The sequence below is a fragment of the Pandoraea sputorum genome, from assembly GCF_000814845.2.
GTDB classification, from domain to species: domain Bacteria; phylum Pseudomonadota; class Gammaproteobacteria; order Burkholderiales; family Burkholderiaceae; genus Pandoraea; species Pandoraea sputorum.
In genome coordinates this window covers 1,991,366-2,009,128 of the sequence record NZ_CP010431.2, presented here as the reverse complement: position 1 = coordinate 2,009,128, position 17,763 = coordinate 1,991,366, and the positions used below count along the sequence as shown (strand labels likewise).

The window sequence follows — 17,763 nt, the reverse complement described above, 5'->3', positions numbered from 1 at the left end:
TTGGCCCCACGGGTCCGTTCTTGCGTGAGCGTACGTGAGCCGCGCCGCGTGCTACGTGCCCGTTCACCGGCGCGACCTCCTGCGGTTAACGGATGGGCAGGTCTCCGAGCACACGCATGGCTTCGTCTCGCGGCATGACGGCGGCGTACTTCTGCGCCATGTCGAACAGGTTCGCGTCGTGCGGCACGATAGCGCGATCACCCACGCAATCGCTCAGCACGAATGGACGGAACCCGTACTGCATGGCATCGACGACCGACGCCCGCACGCACCCGCTTGTGACGGCCCCGGCCACCACGAGCGTCTGTACGCCGCGTTGCGCCAGCCACGCCGCCAGCGACGTGCCGAAGAACGCCGACGGCACGGTCTTCCTCACGACGAGTTCGCCTTCGACCGGCGTCAGCTCGGGAACGATGGCGCTGCCAGAGGCGTGTTCGAGCAGCTTGAGCATGCCCGGCACTTTCTCGGTGAAGATGTTGTGATCGGCGCCATCGTCGGCAAAGACAATGCGCGTGTGCGCCACCGGCCAATGCCGCTCGCGGGCAAACGCCAGCAGCGGCACGGTGTTCTCGATGGCCTGCGCGATGTTGCCGCCACCGAAAACGTCGGGATTCGCGAAGCCGTTGACGAAGTCCACGATCAGCAGGCCGACGGGTGCCTTGGGCTGAAGCGGGTTGCCGAAACTCTGGCGTTGATAGGTGTCGAGATCGTTGCTCATCTCAATGGCCCTCCTTGACGACGCGTCCGTTACGCACCACGGCCTCACCGTCGAGGTAGACGTCGCAATGGCGCAGCGGAATATCGATATGGCAGGTGGTCGTGCGCGCACCGCCTGCTTCGTTGTTCGGGCCCAGAGAGAATAGGAAGTTGCCTTCGAAAGCGCGCGCGTCCATGCCGATGGTCTGCTCGCGGTCGTAGAGGCCCAGCGTCGACCAGTGCGCGCGAGATTGCAGACCCCAGCCGATATGTGAGATGGCATAGGCTTCCTTGTCGTTGAAGGTCGCCATGTACTCGGCCAGCAGTTGGGCATCGACACCGCCGTCGATCCGGGTGGCGAAGCCGCCTTCCACGGTCAGCTCGATGGGGTCGTTCACGTAGCTCTTCTGCGGCAACAGGATGTCGCCACGGTCGATGACGATGCGGCCGTATGCCTGGCCGTCGTTCGGGAACGTGAGCGCAAAGCCACTCGGCCAGTGATCCCATCGGCCCGGCTCGTCGACGAAGCCGTACTCGGCAATCGGGTGGAATTCGCCCAACGGGCAATGGAAGTCGGTCCCGGCGGTGGACACGACATGCATCTCGCGCGCCTTACCGATACGCGCCTGTGCCGCCAGCACGCGTTCACGGTCTTCGAGCGTCGGCACGAGCCGCGTCAGAACCTCCGGCGGTTCCACGGCCAGCAGGATCTTCGTCCCCGACTTGAGAATGTCGAGCTGTTCCGGCGAGAACAGCAACGTCATCAGATCCAGCACCAGATCGCTTTCCTTGAGCGCGGCGATGGCTGCACGATTGCCGGTCAGCGGCGTCGTGCCCAGATACGCCAGCGGGTCGCGGCTCAGCGCCTTCTCGCCATTCACGGGCGGAAGGTCGAGCCGGTTGACGACAGCGCCGAGCGCCTGCGTCGCGATGAGCGCCGTCGACAGGGTCTGGGCATGGGTATTGGCACTGGTCAGAATCGTGACCGTCTGACCGGCCTCAAGGCGGGACAGCTTCAGGACCCGGGTCCAGGCGTCCACCATTTGAAAATCGCTTACGGGCATGGTGCCCTCCAGGAATGCGTTCAGATCGTTGTCAGTGTCGCGCCGAGAAAGCTGCCGAAGGCTCGATAGAAACCCGGCTCGTTGTCCCAGGGGATCATGTGGCCGGCGTCGGGAACGCGAACGTGCTCGACATGCGGCACGAGCCCCTGCACTTCTTCGACGTCGGCGTCGTGCACCACATCGCCGCGCTCGGCGGTGATCAGCAACACGGGAATCGCCAGCGACGACAAGTTCACGTGAATGTCGTCGGTATGAAAGCCGTCGAAGCTCTCGCGAATCGCGCGCTCATCGCACGTATGGAGCCACTCGGCGCGCAATTGCAATTGCGCTTCGGTCCAGGTCGGACAGAACTCGCGCATCGCTTGCGCGTCCATGCCTTGCCTGGCGAGCGCCATCGAGTCGACATACCACGGTAATTTCGACGGATAAGCGCGACGCCCCGGCCCGGAGACCGGCGGATCGACGGCCACCAGACGGGCAAGCCCCTCGGGTCGCGCAGCCGCCGCACGAATGCCGATGCGCCCGCCCATCGAATGGCCGACCACGCTGTATCGCTTGAGCCCGAGAGCCGCGGCAAACGCGATCAGATCGGCGGCCTGGGCATCGAGGCCGTAGTCGAGCGCGTCGGATGCCGACGACAGGCCGCGTCCGCGAACATCGAGCACGTAAGTATCGAACGTGCGGCCGAAGGTCTCGCCGACGAAGCCCCATGTGATAGCCGGACTCGTGATGCCCGGCACCACGATCACCGGATCTCGGCCGACACGCTCACCGTCGTTGCCGCCGTAGCGGAGATAGTGTTGACGGATCCCATTGGCGTGAACGTTGCCGCCATAGAGAAACGTGGATCGCTCGCTCATGTTTTCCTCCGTCGTGCCGACTCAGTAGGCACCGGACAGCAGCGCGCCCGCGCCTGGCACCACGGGCTCCAGGTCTAGCGTCTTGAGCATGGCGTAGGTCGTGGCGATCGCGGCGGTGATCACGGGCTTGCCGGTCATCGCCTCGACCTTGGCCACGGCGGGCAGCGACGGCATCTGCACGCATGCCGACAATACGATCGCGTCCGCGTCCTGATAGCGCAGCGTCTTGACGATATCGGGCAGACGGCTCGGATCGTGACGGCCGACGTCCAGGTTGTCGGGAATCTCGAGCGCACGGTAGTCGATCACCTCGTACCCTTCATTGCGGATGTAGTCCACGACCAGCTCCGTAAGCGGCTTCATATAGGGCGCCACGACGACGATGCGTTTCGCACCGATAACCTTGAGCGCATCGACGAGTGCGCCGGCGCTCGTGATCACGGGCGCCGCACCGCCGTTCTCGGCGGTGTGCTCAGCAAGGCGCTTCTGCGACACGCGGTGGTAGCCGTGCCCCATCGCCATGATGGCGACCAGGCAGGCATAGCCGAGCACGTCCACACGCGCATCGGATAATTCCACCGCGCAGCGGTCGGACTCGGCGTCCATCGCCGCGAGCTCTTCCTTGACGACCTTCTTCATGCGCATGCGGCTGGAGTGAAACGTGAAACGCTCGGGGCGGATGTTCTGGCGAGCCAGCAGCATGGCCGGGATCTCCGTCTCCATCGTCGTGTTGGAACTCGGGACAATCTGGCCAATGCGGAAATTTTTCATGGGGGTCGACTCCGTGAGCGATAGTGAATGAGGGGCTGTGTGTCGAATTACAGGCGGAAGATGCGCTCGGCGTTGCCGTGGCAGACGAGCTTGCGAACGTCTTCGTCGAGCGGCGCCTCCTCGATGAACTTCGCGGCGATTTCGGTGGACTCGTAGGGATAATCGACCGAGAACAGCACGGCTTGCGCGCCCATCTCGCCGATCGCGCCCACCAGCGCCGGAGCCGAGCACACACCCGACGTGGTGATGACGATGTTCGTGCCGATGTAGGCGGAAGGCGCCTGCTTCAAGGCCACGCCGTGCGAATACACGGCGAACCGGCTGTCGAACCGCCACCGCAGGAACGGAATACCCTCGCCCATGTGGCCCAGGATCACCTTGACACCCGGGAAGCGATCGAACACGCCGCCGAACAGCAGGCGCAATGCATGACTCCCCGTCTCGACGCCCCATCCCCACGTGGCGCCGAGCAGCTCGGGATGCCCTTCGAGCACGCGCGGATGCGCAAACGCATCGGTCGGATGCAGGTAGAGCGGGACGTCCAGTTCCTGCAACGTCGCCCAGAATTCGTCGTAGGCACGGTCGTCGTAATACCGGCCGTGCGTGTGACCGTTGACCAGCGCGCCCCTAAAGCCCAGCGTATTCACCGCACGCGTGAGCTCACGTGCGGCCACCTTCGCGTCGTGCATCGACAACGTGGCGAAACCGCCGAACCGGGTGGGATGGCGTCCGATCTGCTCGGCCAGAAAGTCGTTGCTCATCTGGGCGAGCGACGTCGCCCGTGCGTGATCCGTCTCGCCCTGCACACTCGGTCCGGTCTGCGACAGGATCGTGTAGTCGATGCCAGCCCGATCCATCTCCTGAAGCCGCAACTGGTCGAAGTCAGCGAGACGGGCGCCGAGATCGCGCAAGACGTCGGGCGCAATGTGTTGCGTGAACGCCTTCGAATAGTTCGGAAACCCCGGCGTCGCGAAATGCTCTTCAAGCGCGATCTTGCGAATTCGATCAACCATGTACCACCCCATATAATCAGTACACTGACAAAATGACGGCGATAGTCGCTTTGCTATCGCCCTGTTCGAGAATCAGTCAGCTTTGCCGAAGAGTCGGCGGATACGTCCCCATATCACGCGCCAGACGAGACTTCCCACATTGAACTTCGTCTGCTCGGCAGAAGCTTGCGGCGCGGCATTGCCGCCGAGTTGCGCGGTGATGCGCGTGCCGAAGTCGGCGATCATGCGCCGGACGAAATCCTTGACCAGTCCCGAGCGCGAGAATTGCGCCAGCGGGCCTTGCAGCATGTACTCCAGCGTTACGGCCACCCGTGTCTGGCTGCCCCCTGCCTCCTGCGAGAGGAAATAGGTCACGTCGCCGTTGGCGCGCGAGCGACTGATGTTGTCCTGGCCAGCGCCGCGCATCACCGCGCGGTGTGCCGCATCATCGCGCTCCAGGCGGGCCGCCCCGGCAAAGTTGGCGGACATCGGGCCGAACTTGATGGCGATCTTGCCCTTGACCGAATCGCCGTCGTGGTCGAGCAGCTCCGCTCCCGGCAGACAAGCAGTCACCGACGGCAGATCACCCATGAATGCCCACACCGTCTCGAGCGGAAACGGCACGACGAAACTGTCGTCGATGGCCGTCCAGCCCTTGCGTTGTGTCTCGGCAGCCGGTTCGGTGCGCGCCGTGGTAACGGCCGCCGCCGGCGCCGTTGTCAGATTGGCGGCATCGCGCGTAGTGGCCTCGAACGTCTGGAACGACGCGGGCGCCGACACGACCTGCTCGCGTGGTGCGGCGTGCCTGGGCTGTGCGGCGCAGGCGTCCTGCGCCGCAATCGGGTTGTCCTTCAGGTCCTGAAGTACGGCCTTGATGGATGCCACGATCCCCATGTACCCCGTGCAGCGGCAAAGGTTGCCGGAGAGTTCCAGGCGAATGCGCGCCTCGTCGGCGTCGGGAAAGCGGAGCACGATGTCGCGTGCGGTGATCAGCATGCCGGGGGTGCAGTAGCCGCATTGGAGGCCGTGATGGATAGAGAACGAACGGCGGATGCGGCGCATCAGTTCGTCGTTGTCGAAGCCTTCGATCGTGCGCACGTCCTGCTGCTCGCAAGCGACTGCGAAGGTGATGCACGAGCGGACGGGTTCGCCGTCGACAAGCACGGTACACGCACCGCACACGCCGTGTTCGCAGCCCAGGTGCGTGCCGGTCAGGTGCTGGGTCTCGCGCAGGAAATCGCCCAGGTGCACGCGAGGTTCGACCTCGCCGCGCACTGCGCGATCGTTGATGGTGAGTTCGATGACGGACATAGCGTTGACTATTCTAGTGATCCTGCGATTTGCCGAAGGCTTGCGCCAGGCATCGATCCAGCGCGGCAGCATGCATCTTTCGCTCGATGGCATCGGCGTTCGGCATGGCGGCCGCGACTGCCGACGCGAGCGCCTGTTGCGTGGCGGCACCCGGGCCCTGGTGGGCGATGGCTTTGGCAAGGTCGTCCAGCGCAGCGGGCGGACCGTCGAGCGCCCCCAGCACGACGCGTGCAAGTCCGCTCGTGGCGTCGAATACTGCGGCGGCACTGGCGTGTGCAAACTCGCCGGTCTTGCGGCAGAGCTTGTGATAGCCCCAATGCATCGACGTCGACAGCGTCGGCAGCAACACGGCAGCGATGATCTCGCCGTCGTCGAGCAACGTCGTGAAGGCGCCCTGCATGAAGTCGCCGGCACGCACGACCCGAGTGGCCCCAGCCTTTGACAGCACCAGTCGCGCGTCGAGTGCGGACAACGCGAGTGGCCAGTCGGCGGCCGGATCGGCGTGTGCCAGGCTGCCACCGATCGTTCCCCGGTTGCGAATCGCGCGATAAGCGATTCCACTTGCCACGTACTGGAGATAAGGATGTCGAAGCAGGGGGAATTTGCCGTCCTCGATCTCCGCGTGCGTGACGCCGGCGCCGATACGAATGCCGTCGTCCGTTTGCGTCACGCCGCGCAATTCGGCCAGTCGCGACAGGTCGACGATTCTGGCCGGTCTTGCCAGACGCAGATTGAGCATGGGCCCCATCGACTGGCTGCCCGCAATCGGCTTTGCACTGCTGTCGGCCTGCAACGCGGTCAAGGCTTCGGGCAGCGTGGCCGTCCTCAGATAGTCAAAACGGGCCGCTTTCATTCGACCTCCTCGTGTTGCACGGCATGCGTGGCCAGCTCGCTGCCTTCGGATTGCGCGGCACTCGCGGCTTCGATGGCCGCGAGCAGGCGCCTCGGCGTCAACGGCGTTTCCGACACGGTCGCCCCCAGTGGCCGCAACGCGTCGTTCACCGCATTGAACAATGCGGCAGGCGGTGCGATGGCGCCCCCCTCGCCGACGCCCTTCGCGCCGAACTCGGTGTAAGGCGAAGGCGTTTCCATATGAATGATCGTGATCGGCGGTAGCTCGGTCGGGCCGGGCAGCATGTAATCGGCCAGCGTGGACGTGAGCGGTTGTGCGTTCTCGTCGTACAGCGTCTCCTCGAACAGGGCGGTGCCGATGCCTTGCGCGGTGCCGCCAATCGTCTGGCCCTCCACCACCATCGGGTTGATCATCCGGCCGCAGTCTTCCACGATCACGTAGTCGAGAATCTCTATGTGACCCGTTTCGGTATCGACGGCCACGGCCGCCGCATGGGTGGCGTAGCTGAACGCGCCGGTGTCCACCTTGGGCTTGAAGCCCTGCGTCGCCTCCAGACCTGCCAGATCGACGCCTTGCGGCAGCCGCTCCGGGCGCAAGTACCAGGCTGCCGCGATATCCGTGAGCGGGATGCGTCCAGTAGCGCCGACCACTTCGCCGCTCTCGAAGCGCACGGCGCTTTCGTCCTCTTTGAGCAGATGCGCGCCGATCTTTACGATGCGCGGCACAAGCTCCCGACATGTCGCCGCAACGGCGCCACCGGCCATGACGATGCTGCGCGACGCGTAGGTACCGGTCGAGAACGGCGTGAGTGCGGTATCGCCGTGAACCACCCTGATCTTCGCAACGGGCACGCCGAGCACTTCGTTGGCGATCTGCGCCAGCGTGGTCTCCATGCCCTGCCCGTGCGAATGAATGCCTGCGCGGACTTCGAGCCCGCCATCGGCAGTCACGCGCACGGTGGCCAAGTCGTACCCGGGCACGATCGGCAGGCCCCACGACGCGAACACGGCCGTGCCGTGCGCCGATTGCTCGGTAAACGTGGCGAATCCGATGCCCACGAGCCGGCCGTCCTTCTCGCCCTGCTTCTGGCGCCCGCGCCACTTCGATACGTCGAGCCGGTCGACGGCGCGCTTCAGGCTCTCCTGGAAGTCGCCGCTGTCGTAGTGTTTCTTCACAACGTTGGTGTACGGCATGTCCTGCCCGCGCACGAGGTTGTCGTAGCGGACTTCCCACGCTTCGCGGCCCACCGCGCGGGCAATGGCATCCATCGTCAGTTCTATCGCAAAGCAAACACCCGTGCGCGCCACGCCACGATACGGCAGGAACCCAGGCTTGTTCGTTGCGGCGCACTGCGTCTTGCAGCGATAGCCACGGAAGTCGTACGGTCCCGGCAGATTCCCCAGCGCCTGCCCGGTCTCGAGCCCGATCGTGAACGGCCACGCCGAATAGGCGCCGCCGTCGATCAGCAACTGGGCGTCAAGCGCCAGGAGGCGCCCGGTCTTGTCGGCGTACGCCGTCAGTTCGTAGTGATGCTGGCGCGTATTGGCACCCGCGATCAGGTGTTCCCGACGGTCCTCAATGAAACGGAATGGCTTCTTGTACGTGAGCGCAAGCCACGCAATGCAGAGCTCCTCTTGTTGCAGGACACACTTGTAACCGAACGCACCCCCCACGTCGGGCGAAATGACGCGCACCTGCGCATGATCGATACCGAGGCATTGCGCAAGCACCGTGCGGATCATGTGCGGCACTTGCGTCGAGGTGATCACGACGAGTTGCGAATGCGGATGGTCCCAATAGGCGAGAACGGCCTTGCCTTCCATCGGCACCATGCACTGGCGGGCCAGATCGACCTTTTGCTTAACCACCACCGGCGCGCCTTCGGCGCGGGCCGCAAAGTCGACGTCGGCCGTCAGGTCCAGGAACAGGTTGTTGTCCCAGTGGTCATGCACCCGCACATCGGTTCGCTCGCGCGCCGCGAAGGCGTTGGCGAATGCGGGCAGTTCGTCCAGATCGAGCGCAACTTCCTCGGCAATATCTTCCGCTTCCGCACGCGTCGGGGCGAAACACATGGCGACGGGCTCGCCGACGAAGCGCACCTTCTCCGAAGCCAGCGGCGGATGCGACGACGACTTGTAGGTCGGCAGGCTCGAATCCGCCACGATGTCGGCCGCGCTTGTCATATCGGCACGAACGATCACCTGACCCGCGTACGTCTGCGGCTTGCCAACGTGCACGATGCGCGCATGCGCCACGGGACTGCGCAGGAACGCAACCTCCTGAAGATCGGGCAGCACGTAGTCGGCGACGAACCGCCCTTTGCCGTGCAGATGCCGCTCGTCCTCGCGCCGGCGTACACGCGCGCCTACGCCGCCGTTCTCGACCGGTGCTTCGTATTGTTCCGTGTTGCTCATGACGGCTCCCCTCCCCAGCACATCCAGATCATCGTGACGGGCCTCATACGGGATATGCGAGGTCATTGGCGATCATCGCAGTGTCGTAGACGGCCTGGCGCTCCTTGAGCAGCAAGATATTGCCATTACGGGCGAAGCGATCAAAAAGACGGCCGGCCTGATGCAACGTGGTCGCGCCTTCGACCAGCGTCTGGAGCAGCATGTAATTGCTCTGGGCGACGATCTCTTCGTCGGTCGCGCTCAGGATACGAACGTTCGAGATGAAATGCAGCATGCTGCGCGGTGCGAACATCTGCGTGCGCGAAATGGCCACGGCGCGGTCGTGAAGCATGTTGCGGCCCTCCGCGTACACCAGCCCTACGGGCAGGCCGCAAGTGGCATTCTCGAGCTCGGTCACACGGTACACACAATTCTCCGTGAAGAATTCCGGCCAGCGTTCGAGGTCACCGCCGTCGAGCACGGCACAGTATTCCGCGTGAAAATCCTCCACGGCAGCGCGCGCGATCAAGGCCGCGTCATGCGCAATGTGCTTTTTTTCGAAACCTGGCAGCAGCATTCAGAACCCCATGACTTCGCGATAGTGTTTGTACATCGACCGGATAGCCGCCTCGGAAATGAGGCTGTCTGCCGTGCCGATCTTGTCGGCGTCGAGCTTGATGATGCTGCGGTCGGTCACGGATCGCCGCACCCCTTCCTGCACGAACTTCATCGCCTCGTTGTCTTCCAGTCCCAGGAAGCCGGAGGGCCCCATCAGGTTGCCCTGGCGCAGACGGTGACGGACCATCTCGTCCGTATCGTCCTCGTAGCCGAACATGGTCCACAGCATGATCATGCTGTTCGGACCGTTGGGTACGATGTGCCGGACGCCCAGCGTGTTCATCTCGCGCTGCACGATCAGGTTCGGCCAGATCGTCTGCATCGTGACCGACCATTCGGAGTCGAATTCCTTGACGAATTCAAGGAAGCGCTCGTCGCGTAGCGTCATGCCCTCGTGAAAAGAGCGCATTTCCTTCTTCTTGTCCTCGTCGACGCTGGCGTACAGCGAATCGCTCTTCGCCGAGGCCATCGTGCCGTGAATGCCGTATTTGCTGTCGGCGATCATGGCCGAGCGATTGCCTGCCACCAGCAATCCGAACACGACCAGGAACGAGTGCAGGAGCGTTGCGTGGTACGGATCCTTCAGGTTCTCGTGGTACATCTTCCAGTTGCACGGCAACTCGTTCTTGTAGAAGCCGAGAACGCGCAGCTTCTTGCCGTTGAACACGGCGTCGAAGTCCGTGAGGATCTCCGGCGTGAGGTAGTCCTCGATCGGCTCCATGTCGTGTACGAACGACGCAAAGACCACACCATTGCGCGTGGTCACCGCGAGCTTGCGCAGACCGTGCTGCTCGTTGCGGAAGTCCTTCGGCATGCCGCCTAGCTTGTTCACGCCACGGCGAAACGGCACTCCCTGCAGATTTCCTTTCAGGTCATAAGACCACTGGTGATACGGGCAAACGAATTCGGTGTTGTTTCCCCGGCTGTGACGGCAGAACTCGGCGCCGCGGTGGGCGCAGCGGTTCTCGAATACATGGATTGAACCGTCCTCGGCGCGCGACACGACGACCGGTGTCGGGCCTACGTAGGACCGCTTGTAATCGCCGGTGTTGGGCACTTCGGCTTCGAGCGCCACGAAGTTCCACGTACGGCCGTGAAAGATGCGCTCCACCTCGCGGGCATACACCGATTCGCTCGTGTAGACCCAATCGGGAATGGCTTGCAGGCCCTCTTCCGGCCACGTCAGGTTTTCGACAGCTTGATTTTTGATGGGCGGCGTCGGGCCACCGATCACGGTTTCGCAGGAGTACACAGATATCTCCGGGTAAGTCAGGTCGCTGACCTTTCGAGTTGTCGCAGCTTCACGCGCATGTCCGAGAGCTGGTCGGGGTGGATGGGAATCGATTGTTCGACAAGGCGTCGCAGCGCGCGGATTTCACCGCCCTGGTTCAGGGCCAGTGCGTACACGATCACGCGATCTCGCAGCCCGATGAGGACCTGCTTGTCGGCAGCGGTGTCGCGCGTCACCCACTGATCGACGGTCTCGTCGTGCAGACCGATCATCTGGACATTCCAGTCATATTGATCCGTCCAGAACCACGGCGTGGGCCGGTACATCGACGTGTCGCCGAGCATACTTCTGGCCGCGGCAATCGCCTGATCCTGGGCGTTCTGCCACGATTCGAGACGAATTCGCCCGCCGTTCTTGCCGAACGGGAAATTCGCGCAATCGCCGGCCGCAAACACATTCGGCGCCGAGGTCCGGCAGCACTCGTCGACGACGATGCCGTTGCTCACCTCGATGCCCGAGGCGCGGGCAACGTCGTCGTTGGGCACCTGCCCCACTGCGAGCACGCAGAAATCGAAGGTCGCCACGTCGACACCAGCGCTTACCGTGACGCATGTCTCGTTTTGCTCGACGGAAATCGGCCCGGCGTTAAGCGCAAGATTCACACCGTTGGCACGATGCTTAGCCTCTAGCCGTTGCGAGAACGCCGCAGGCATGGCCTTGCCGAGCAGTCGGGGCGCCGTTTCCAACACGGTGACGTCCAGACCTCGGGCACGCGCACTGGCGGCAAATTCGAGTCCGAGAAAGCCCCCACCGATCACGGCAACGGTGCGCGAGCGCTTGAGCAACTTGCGCAAGCGCATGGCGTCCGCGAGCGTGCGCAGCGACAGCACGCGCTCGCCCGGGGCGATATCGGAGAGCGTGCGTGCTCGCCCGCCCGTGGCGATCAGGCATTTGTCGTAGCGAAGTGCCTCGCCACTCGCGAGATAAGCGATCTGGCGCGCCGTATCGAGACGCGTGACCCGGTCTTCGCGCTGTTCGATGGCGGCCTGTTCATAGAAGACGGCCTCGTGGAGCCAGCCATTGAAACAGGTGTCGTCGCCAGGCGCGGTCAGCACCTCCTTGGAGAGCGGCGGGCGCTCGTAAGGCGGGCACGATTCGTCGCCGACGATCACGACCCGGCCGGTCACGCCTTGCTGGCGAAGCGTCTCGGCGGCACGGCCACCTGCCTGGCCGCCACCGATGATCAGATACGTTTGCTCCATTGCGTGTCCCGCCGCTCAGATATCGACCAGGATGGCGTTGCCATCCACTTGAACCGTAAACACGCGGATCGGCTGCGTGACTGGCGAGCACATGGCCGCGCCCGTCCGGATATCGAACTTGCCCTGATGCAGCGGGCATTCGACGCAGCCATCTTCCACATAGCCGTCGCTCAACAACGCGTACTGATGGGTGCAAACGTTGTGCGTGGCGTAGACCTCTCCATCGAGCAGATACAACGCGATCTTTTCGTCTCCCAAGGTCACCGGAAGCGGTTCGTCCTCGATCATGTCGGAGAGATTTGCTGCGAACTGCAATGGCATGGCCCGTCCCCTTCAAATTCATCAGTATGCTGATGGAATTAATGTACGAAGGACGGCTCGCCCCGTCAACTATTTCAAAATTGGCGTTTACCCGGGATGCATGGGGGTGGAGGCTGACGCGTACCGCCGGTCTCCGCTCTCACGAGCCTTGGGCTACGCCTGTCTCAGTCTTCCCAGAGCACTGCAAATACTTTGCGGCGGCACCGGAGAACTGTGCCGCCTGTTCGAAAACAGCATATGGGTGCCTGACTTGTTAACAAATTCGAATCGCTGCTAAGCAAATACAAGAAATCGACGGCGCGTCATGTCGTGAGGCCGGCGGGCGCTCCCTTCCCGACCTCCTGCAGCGCCCGTGCGTAAATTGCCAGGCCTCGGGCCACTGCGTCCCGCTCCGCTTCACTCATGTGGTCCAGCGCGCCACTCACCTGGCGTCTTCCGAACGCGTGGATCGCGGCCAGCGTACGTCTGCCGCGCGGCGTCAACGACAACAGCTTTTCGCGAGCGTCGTCTCGACTGGGCGTCTCCTTCAACTCACCGGCAATCAGTAGTTTTCGCACCATTCGGCTTACGCTCGACTTCTCCAGTTTCAGGTGTTCGCCCAGATAAGCGGATGTCACCGAGCGTCGCGCGCCTATTTCCATGATCGCGTGAACAGCCGACGCCGAATACCCCGTCTGCGCAAGCGTTGGCTGCATGAATCCCAACTCACGCACCATCTGCCGCGAGGCCGCCCGAATGCTGTCGAGCAACTCGATGTCATATTTTTGCATGGTTGATATCCCGCAATAATGTTGTACGATACAACCAATATCTTACGCCCTATCGGACCTTCGAGAGATCGAAATTCGCAGAGATGGGCCGTTGATGACTCAGGCAATCTCATAGAACCCCGGAGGCCTTATGCAGTCCGAGAAACGTGGTTTTCGACGTCCGCGCATGTTGGGACAAGTGGGTCTGGTCACGGGCGGGGGAAGTGGCATTGGTCGCGCGACGGCCATCCAAATGGCCATCGAGGGCGCTGCGGCCGTGGTCATCGCCGGGCGGCGTCAGGAGGAAGGCGAGGCCGTTGCAGTGGAGTGCCGGGCGATGGGGGGCGAGGCCATGTTCGTGAAAACGGATGTGACGCGCGAGGAGGACATCGCGCACCTCATTCACATTGTCACGACGCGATTCGGGCAACTGGACGTTGCGTTCAACAATGCGGGCTTTCAGGAACGACGCGCCTCCATCGACGCACAAGACGCTTCGGTCTACGCCAGCGTATTCGATACCAACGTACGATCAGTGTTTCTTTGCCTGAGACACCAAGTCCCGGCGATGGAAAAAAGCGGGGGCGGACGCATCGTCATCAACGCGTCCGTCAGTGGCGTGAGAAACCCCAATCCCGGTCTGGCACTTTACTCGGCATCCAAAGCAGCCGTCATCTCGTTGATGCGCTCGGCCGCCATGGAATGCGCGCCACGGGGCATTCGAATCAATGCCGTCGCGCCGGGACGCGTGGTCACCGACATGATGCTCGCTTCGGGCATCGCGGACATGTCGAGCGTTGCCGCTGCGCTGCCATTGCGGCGGATGGGCCAACCGGAAGAAGTCGCTGAAGCGGTCATCTGGCTGGCCTCGGATGAGGCCTCCTATATCGTCGGCCACGTTCTGGCGGCCGACGGTGGATTTCTGGCGTCTTAGGAAAGCCCGCACGCGTGGTCGGTTGAGAGGATTCTAAGCCTGCTCCACATCACACCGTACCGACCTTTCTGATGAACCTCTCCCCACCCAAAAGGGCGAGAATGCCTGAACACACCGCAAGTTCGAAGCGATCACCCGAGTAAAAAGTCAAAAAGAAGTAAGACGCCAACACGAAAACAATGAAAGCCACCGCTCTTGCTTCGGAATCGGAATCATCCGAATCCACAATCTCATTGCCAGCACTCCGATTCCTAATTAAATTCCTAGCCATCAGCCAGAACATAGATAGCGGAAGATAGGAACCCACGGAAACCGAATAAGCCAAAACAAGATTTTCATCATCCAAAACAAAAATCACGCCCAGAACGAATAAACAGAACAAATACCACTTTATCTGCCGCGCCCCAATCAACATGGTGCCACTTCAATCATAAAAATTCTCAAACTCAGCGCTCTTAAATACTCCCAATGCAAGCCCGCATCCTCACGGGGCTCGCGAATCATTATTGCGGCCCGAGCCTACGCAGAATGTGGATAATGTGAGGAGAAATCAAGGAAACTCCGCCATCGGCGTCGTTCCTTGAGATTTTTTTGAATTCGATTGAATTTATTGATTTCGAAGCACCAACCAACCGCTAAGAATTGAGAATCCGTCGTATTTTTATAGATTCAACATGCGTGATCTTGTTTTTTGACTGAAAAGCCACGGAACGCCCGTGAGTCCCGAGAACATGAGTTCGCACGAGTGTCTTTACAATCCGAGCGAAACCACACACGGAAACCGGACATTCCACCGAGGCGATGAGCGTGTCACGCTAGAAGTGCCTGGACGTTATGCGCCGAATCACACTGCGGCACGACTGGACCGTCGCGCCACTGCAGAGCCTGAGGGAGACTATTGCGCGTGCGGAATGCCGTCTATCGGGCACTCCGCCGTGCCCGGGGTGTTGCGGGTAATCGCCTCCACTTTGCGTCGCGTGCCTTCCGGATCCATCACCCAGTCTCGATAGAAACCGAACGGGCATTGCGCCACGCCATTCACGCTCTCACCCGAATTGATAGTCCCCGTGTATCCCCGATGGAGCAACTTGTATAAATGATTTTGCGATTGCATGTGCTTGCGCGCGTCGCGAATCGCACTGACAGAAAGCTCGGCATACTGCACCCCCATCTCCTCCTCACCGCACTCCCCTAACGTCCGGCCATCGAAGCCGACGATTGCCGAGTGGCCAAAGTACGAATAGACACCGTCCCAGCCGGTCGCATTCGCCACCGCAACATAGGTGTTGTTCATCCATGCCATCGCTTTTGCCACAAGCACTTGCTGCTCTTTGGCCGGATACATATACCCCTGACAGCGCACCACTAACTCGGCCCCATTCATCGCGCAGTCCCGCCATATTTCGGGATAGTTGCCGTCATCGCAAATAATCAGGCTGATTTTCAGCCCCTTGGGTCCTTCGGTCACATAAGTTCGGTCGCCGGGATACCAGCCTTCTATGGGCGTCCACGGCATGATCTTGCGATACTTCTGCACGATCTCCCCGCGATTGTCGATGAGCACCAGGGTGTTGTATGGCACCTTGTGCGGATGATCCTCGTGTCGCTCGCCAGTGAGCGAAAACACGCCCCAGACGTTCGCCTGTCGACAGGCTGCCGCGAAAATATCGGTCTCCTCCCCCGGCACTGTCGACGCCGTATCGAACATCTCATCTCGGTCGTACATGATGCCGTGCGTGGAGTACTCGGGAAAAATCACGAGATCCATACCAGGCAATCCCCGCTTCATACCGACCACCATATCGGCGATCTTTCGTGCGTTTTCCAATACCTCGGCTTTCGTATGAAGTCGCGGCATCTTGTAGTTGACGACCGCAACGCCTACGCCGTCACGGCTACTCGAAATATCCCCATGTCGCATTGAACCCTTCTCCTTAAAGTGTCTCGATCGATTCGCACAGCCGATCCGTGACGGCGCAGCGAATCAAGTCAATGCATCAGTGACTGATCATCCAGGGCCGCCCCTGTGGACGTATCAGCCCATCCCCCGCACCGGTCCCACTTATCGACCCGGTCCCGCCGGATGCCCCAGGCAGTGACGCCTTTGGGGCTGAGCAGCAGCTACACCCTGGCCGGTGACGAGACGACGGCCCGTCACCCGAATGACGCGGGGCATGCGCTGCCCGCTCGTTCGTCGCGTGTGCCGTGCGACGCGCGCTCCCCATCAACGCCAGCGACGGTGCCGTGATCACGCGCGAGCCCTCACTGCCGCACGCCGGGCAGTGGCACGGCGTGTCGCGATCTGCGATACGTCGCATGACGGCAAACGGCCCGCACGTCGCACATTCGAAGTCGTAAATCGGCATGTCAGCCTCCTAATGCCTTTATCTTGTTCGCGAACGTCGTCTGCGGTCATTCATGACAACGCACGCGACGAACGCAGCGTCAGGCCTTCACCAGATCCGGCGAACACGGCATGTCCACGCCCCCCTTCACATGACGAATCGGCCCATCGGCATTGGGACGAATGTCGAAGTCGAAGATCTGCGTGGGCAACCACAACGTCGCACAGGCGTTAGGTATGTCGACGACACCGCTGATGTGCCCCTGCACCGGCGCACACCCCAGCAACGAATAGGCCTGCGCCCCCGAGTAACCGAACTTCTTCAGATACTCGATGGCGTTCAGACAGGCCTGGCGGTAAGCCACCGTGACGTCCAGATAGTGCTGCCCGCCCTGCTCGTCGACTGAGATACCTTCGAAAATCAGGTAGTCGTTGTATGCCGGCGTAATGGGGCTCGGTTGAAACACGGGATTTCGAATACCGTACTTCGCCATGCCCCCCTTGATGACATTCACGCGCATGTGCACCCATCCCGCCATTTCGATGGCGCCGCAGAACGTGATTTCACCGTCGCCCTGACTGAAGTGAAGATCCCCCACGGAAAGGCCCGCACCGTCGACGTACACCGGGAAGAACACCTTCGAGCCGCGCGACAGATCCTTGATGTCGCAGTTGCCGCCATGCTCGCGCGGCGGCACTGTGCGCGCGCCCTGCGCTGCGGCCTGATTCCGCGCGTCGCCCGTCAGCTTGCCCATATGTGCCGTTGCGGCAAAAGGCGGGTTGGCCAGCGGCGGGACGCGATCCGGTTCCGTTGCGATGAGACCGACTTCGCGCTCGTTCCACGTCTGGAGCAATTTCGGATCCGGCAGACAGCCGATCAGCCCCGGGTGAATCAGTCCGGCAAAATTCACGCCGGGTATGTGACGCGAACTCGTATAGAGTCCGTGAAAATCCCAGATCGACTTCTGTGCGTGCGGAAAATGGTCGGTGAGGAAGCCACCGCCATTCGTCTTCGAGAAGAAGCCGTTAAAGCCCCATTGGCTATCGGACTTCGCGCCGATGTCGAGCAGGTCGACGACCAGCAGGTCGCCCGGCTCGGCACCATGGACCCCCCACCGGCCCCGACAGAAAGTGCACGATGGACAGATCGATGTCGCGCACGTCGTCGGCACTGTCGTCGTTCTTGATGAAGCCGCCGGTCCAGTCGTACGTCTCGAGAATGAAATCGTCGCCGGGATTGACCCAACACGCCATCGGAATGTCCGGGTGCCAACGGTTGTGCACCTGCTCGTTTTCGTACGCGGATTGGTTCAGGTCGACCTTGATGAGAGTTTCGGCCATTGCACTCGCTCCTGATATAAAGC

The 17,763-nt window shown here is 61.9% G+C and carries 17 protein-coding genes and 1 pseudogene; 1 reads left to right on the top strand and 17 read right to left on the bottom strand.

Features of this window, described 5'->3' with window-relative positions; all coding sequences use genetic code 11:
• Nucleotides 1–85: 85 nt before the first annotated feature.
• The 13 genes from NA29_RS08845 to NA29_RS08785 form a co-directional block, all read right to left on the bottom strand.
• The gene (locus tag NA29_RS08845) at nt 86–718 is read right to left on the bottom strand and encodes an N-carbamoylsarcosine amidohydrolase (protein ID WP_039397562.1); all 633 of its coding nucleotides are present in this window, start codon (nt 716–718) and stop codon (nt 86–88) included.
• 1 nt (nt 719) lies between these two features.
• Complete coding sequence (locus NA29_RS08840) at nt 720–1,760, bottom strand: 2,5-dihydroxypyridine 5,6-dioxygenase NicX family protein (RefSeq protein WP_039397561.1); 1,041 nt, start codon at nt 1,758–1,760, stop codon at nt 720–722.
• A gap of 20 nt (nt 1,761–1,780) precedes the next feature.
• A complete protein-coding gene (locus NA29_RS08835) occupies nt 1,781–2,620 on the bottom strand; it encodes an alpha/beta fold hydrolase (protein ID WP_039397559.1) in 840 nt (279 codons plus the stop codon).
• Between the two features lie 21 nt (nt 2,621–2,641).
• Nucleotides 2,642–3,391 carry a maleate cis-trans isomerase family protein gene (locus tag NA29_RS08830; protein ID WP_039397557.1) on the bottom strand — a complete coding sequence of 250 codons (750 nt, stop codon included), beginning with the start codon at nt 3,389–3,391 and terminating at the stop codon, nt 2,642–2,644.
• Between the two features lie 47 nt (nt 3,392–3,438).
• Complete coding sequence (locus NA29_RS08825; protein ID WP_039402858.1) at nt 3,439–4,404, bottom strand: amidohydrolase family protein; 966 nt, start codon at nt 4,402–4,404, stop codon at nt 3,439–3,441.
• A 72-nt stretch (nt 4,405–4,476) separates the two neighbouring features.
• The gene (locus NA29_RS08820) at nt 4,477–5,694 is read right to left on the bottom strand and encodes a xanthine dehydrogenase family Fe-S subunit (RefSeq protein WP_039397555.1); all 1,218 of its coding nucleotides are present in this window, start codon (nt 5,692–5,694) and stop codon (nt 4,477–4,479) included.
• A gap of 13 nt (nt 5,695–5,707) precedes the next feature.
• On the bottom strand, nt 5,708–6,547 hold the full coding sequence (locus NA29_RS08815; protein WP_039397553.1) for an FAD binding domain-containing protein: 840 nt from the start codon (nt 6,545–6,547) through the stop codon (nt 5,708–5,710).
• Nucleotides 6,544–8,961 carry a xanthine dehydrogenase family protein molybdopterin-binding subunit gene (locus tag NA29_RS08810; protein ID WP_039397551.1) on the bottom strand — a complete coding sequence of 806 codons (2,418 nt, stop codon included), beginning with the start codon at nt 8,959–8,961 and terminating at the stop codon, nt 6,544–6,546. The genes NA29_RS08815 and NA29_RS08810 overlap by 4 nt, the downstream gene beginning before the upstream one ends.
• A 43-nt stretch (nt 8,962–9,004) precedes the next feature.
• Nucleotides 9,005–9,517 carry an aromatic-ring-hydroxylating dioxygenase subunit beta gene (locus tag NA29_RS08805; RefSeq protein WP_039397549.1) on the bottom strand — a complete coding sequence of 171 codons (513 nt, stop codon included), beginning with the start codon at nt 9,515–9,517 and terminating at the stop codon, nt 9,005–9,007.
• A complete protein-coding gene (locus tag NA29_RS08800; RefSeq protein ID WP_039397547.1) occupies nt 9,518–10,810 on the bottom strand; it encodes an aromatic ring-hydroxylating dioxygenase subunit alpha in 1,293 nt (430 codons plus the stop codon).
• A gap of 17 nt (nt 10,811–10,827) precedes the next feature.
• On the bottom strand, nt 10,828–12,051 hold the full coding sequence (locus NA29_RS08795; protein ID WP_039397545.1) for an NAD(P)/FAD-dependent oxidoreductase: 1,224 nt from the start codon (nt 12,049–12,051) through the stop codon (nt 10,828–10,830).
• A gap of 15 nt (nt 12,052–12,066) precedes the next feature.
• Nucleotides 12,067–12,372 carry a non-heme iron oxygenase ferredoxin subunit gene (locus tag NA29_RS08790; RefSeq protein WP_039397543.1) on the bottom strand — a complete coding sequence of 102 codons (306 nt, stop codon included), beginning with the start codon at nt 12,370–12,372 and terminating at the stop codon, nt 12,067–12,069.
• 302 nt (nt 12,373–12,674) lie between these two features.
• Entirely contained in the window at nt 12,675–13,142 is a 468-nt protein-coding gene (locus NA29_RS08785) for a MarR family winged helix-turn-helix transcriptional regulator (protein ID WP_052252699.1), read from the bottom strand.
• Between the two features lie 130 nt (nt 13,143–13,272).
• Between NA29_RS08785 and NA29_RS08780 the strand changes: the two genes are divergently transcribed.
• Nucleotides 13,273–14,055 carry an SDR family NAD(P)-dependent oxidoreductase gene (locus tag NA29_RS08780; protein WP_039397542.1) on the top strand — a complete coding sequence of 261 codons (783 nt, stop codon included), beginning with the start codon at nt 13,273–13,275 and terminating at the stop codon, nt 14,053–14,055.
• 49 nt (nt 14,056–14,104) lie between these two features.
• On the opposite strand, the gene NA29_RS08775 is transcribed toward NA29_RS08780, so the two are convergent.
• From NA29_RS08775 to fmdA, 4 genes and pseudogenes are all read right to left on the bottom strand, one after another.
• A complete protein-coding gene (locus tag NA29_RS08775; protein ID WP_039397539.1) occupies nt 14,105–14,470 on the bottom strand; it encodes a hypothetical protein in 366 nt (121 codons plus the stop codon).
• A 480-nt stretch (nt 14,471–14,950) separates the two neighbouring features.
• Nucleotides 14,951–15,976 carry an aliphatic amidase gene (locus NA29_RS08770; protein ID WP_039397537.1) on the bottom strand — a complete coding sequence of 342 codons (1,026 nt, stop codon included), beginning with the start codon at nt 15,974–15,976 and terminating at the stop codon, nt 14,951–14,953.
• Nucleotides 15,977–16,052: 76 nt separating this feature from the next.
• Nucleotides 16,053–16,421, bottom strand: a complete 369-nt coding sequence (locus NA29_RS08765; protein ID WP_039397535.1) for an FmdB family zinc ribbon protein — start codon at nt 16,419–16,421, stop codon at nt 16,053–16,055.
• A gap of 79 nt (nt 16,422–16,500) precedes the next feature.
• A pseudogene (gene fmdA / locus NA29_RS08760) lies at nt 16,501–17,740 on the bottom strand (formamidase).
• Between the last annotated feature and the right edge of the window lie 23 nt (nt 17,741–17,763).

What these genes read in the sequence shown, in the direction of transcription:
- NA29_RS08840 (WP_039397561.1), bottom strand. Translation starts at nt 1,760, where the DNA reads ATGCCCGTAAGCGATTTTCAAATGGTGGACGCCTGGACCCGGGTCCTG.
- NA29_RS08820 (WP_039397555.1), bottom strand. Translation starts at nt 5,694, where the DNA reads ATGTCCGTCATCGAACTCACCATCAACGATCGCGCAGTGCGCGGCGAG.
- NA29_RS08770 (WP_039397537.1), bottom strand. Translation starts at nt 15,976, where the DNA reads ATGCGACATGGGGATATTTCGAGTAGCCGTGACGGCGTAGGCGTTGCG.
- NA29_RS08845 (WP_039397562.1), bottom strand. Translation starts at nt 718, where the DNA reads ATGAGCAACGATCTCGACACCTATCAACGCCAGAGTTTCGGCAACCCG.
- NA29_RS08775 (WP_039397539.1), bottom strand. Translation starts at nt 14,470, where the DNA reads ATGTTGATTGGGGCGCGGCAGATAAAGTGGTATTTGTTCTGTTTATTC.
- NA29_RS08790 (WP_039397543.1), bottom strand. Translation starts at nt 12,372, where the DNA reads ATGCCATTGCAGTTCGCAGCAAATCTCTCCGACATGATCGAGGACGAA.
- NA29_RS08805 (WP_039397549.1), bottom strand. Translation starts at nt 9,517, where the DNA reads ATGCTGCTGCCAGGTTTCGAAAAAAAGCACATTGCGCATGACGCGGCC.
- NA29_RS08830 (WP_039397557.1), bottom strand. Translation starts at nt 3,391, where the DNA reads ATGAAAAATTTCCGCATTGGCCAGATTGTCCCGAGTTCCAACACGACG.
- NA29_RS08785 (WP_052252699.1), bottom strand. Translation starts at nt 13,142, where the DNA reads ATGCAAAAATATGACATCGAGTTGCTCGACAGCATTCGGGCGGCCTCG.
- NA29_RS08815 (WP_039397553.1), bottom strand. Translation starts at nt 6,547, where the DNA reads ATGAAAGCGGCCCGTTTTGACTATCTGAGGACGGCCACGCTGCCCGAA.
- NA29_RS08765 (WP_039397535.1), bottom strand. Translation starts at nt 16,421, where the DNA reads ATGCCGATTTACGACTTCGAATGTGCGACGTGCGGGCCGTTTGCCGTC.
- NA29_RS08780 (WP_039397542.1), top strand. Translation starts at nt 13,273, where the DNA reads ATGCAGTCCGAGAAACGTGGTTTTCGACGTCCGCGCATGTTGGGACAA.
- NA29_RS08810 (WP_039397551.1), bottom strand. Translation starts at nt 8,961, where the DNA reads ATGAGCAACACGGAACAATACGAAGCACCGGTCGAGAACGGCGGCGTA.
- NA29_RS08835 (WP_039397559.1), bottom strand. Translation starts at nt 2,620, where the DNA reads ATGAGCGAGCGATCCACGTTTCTCTATGGCGGCAACGTTCACGCCAAT.
- NA29_RS08825 (WP_039402858.1), bottom strand. Translation starts at nt 4,404, where the DNA reads ATGGTTGATCGAATTCGCAAGATCGCGCTTGAAGAGCATTTCGCGACG.
- NA29_RS08795 (WP_039397545.1), bottom strand. Translation starts at nt 12,051, where the DNA reads ATGGAGCAAACGTATCTGATCATCGGTGGCGGCCAGGCAGGTGGCCGT.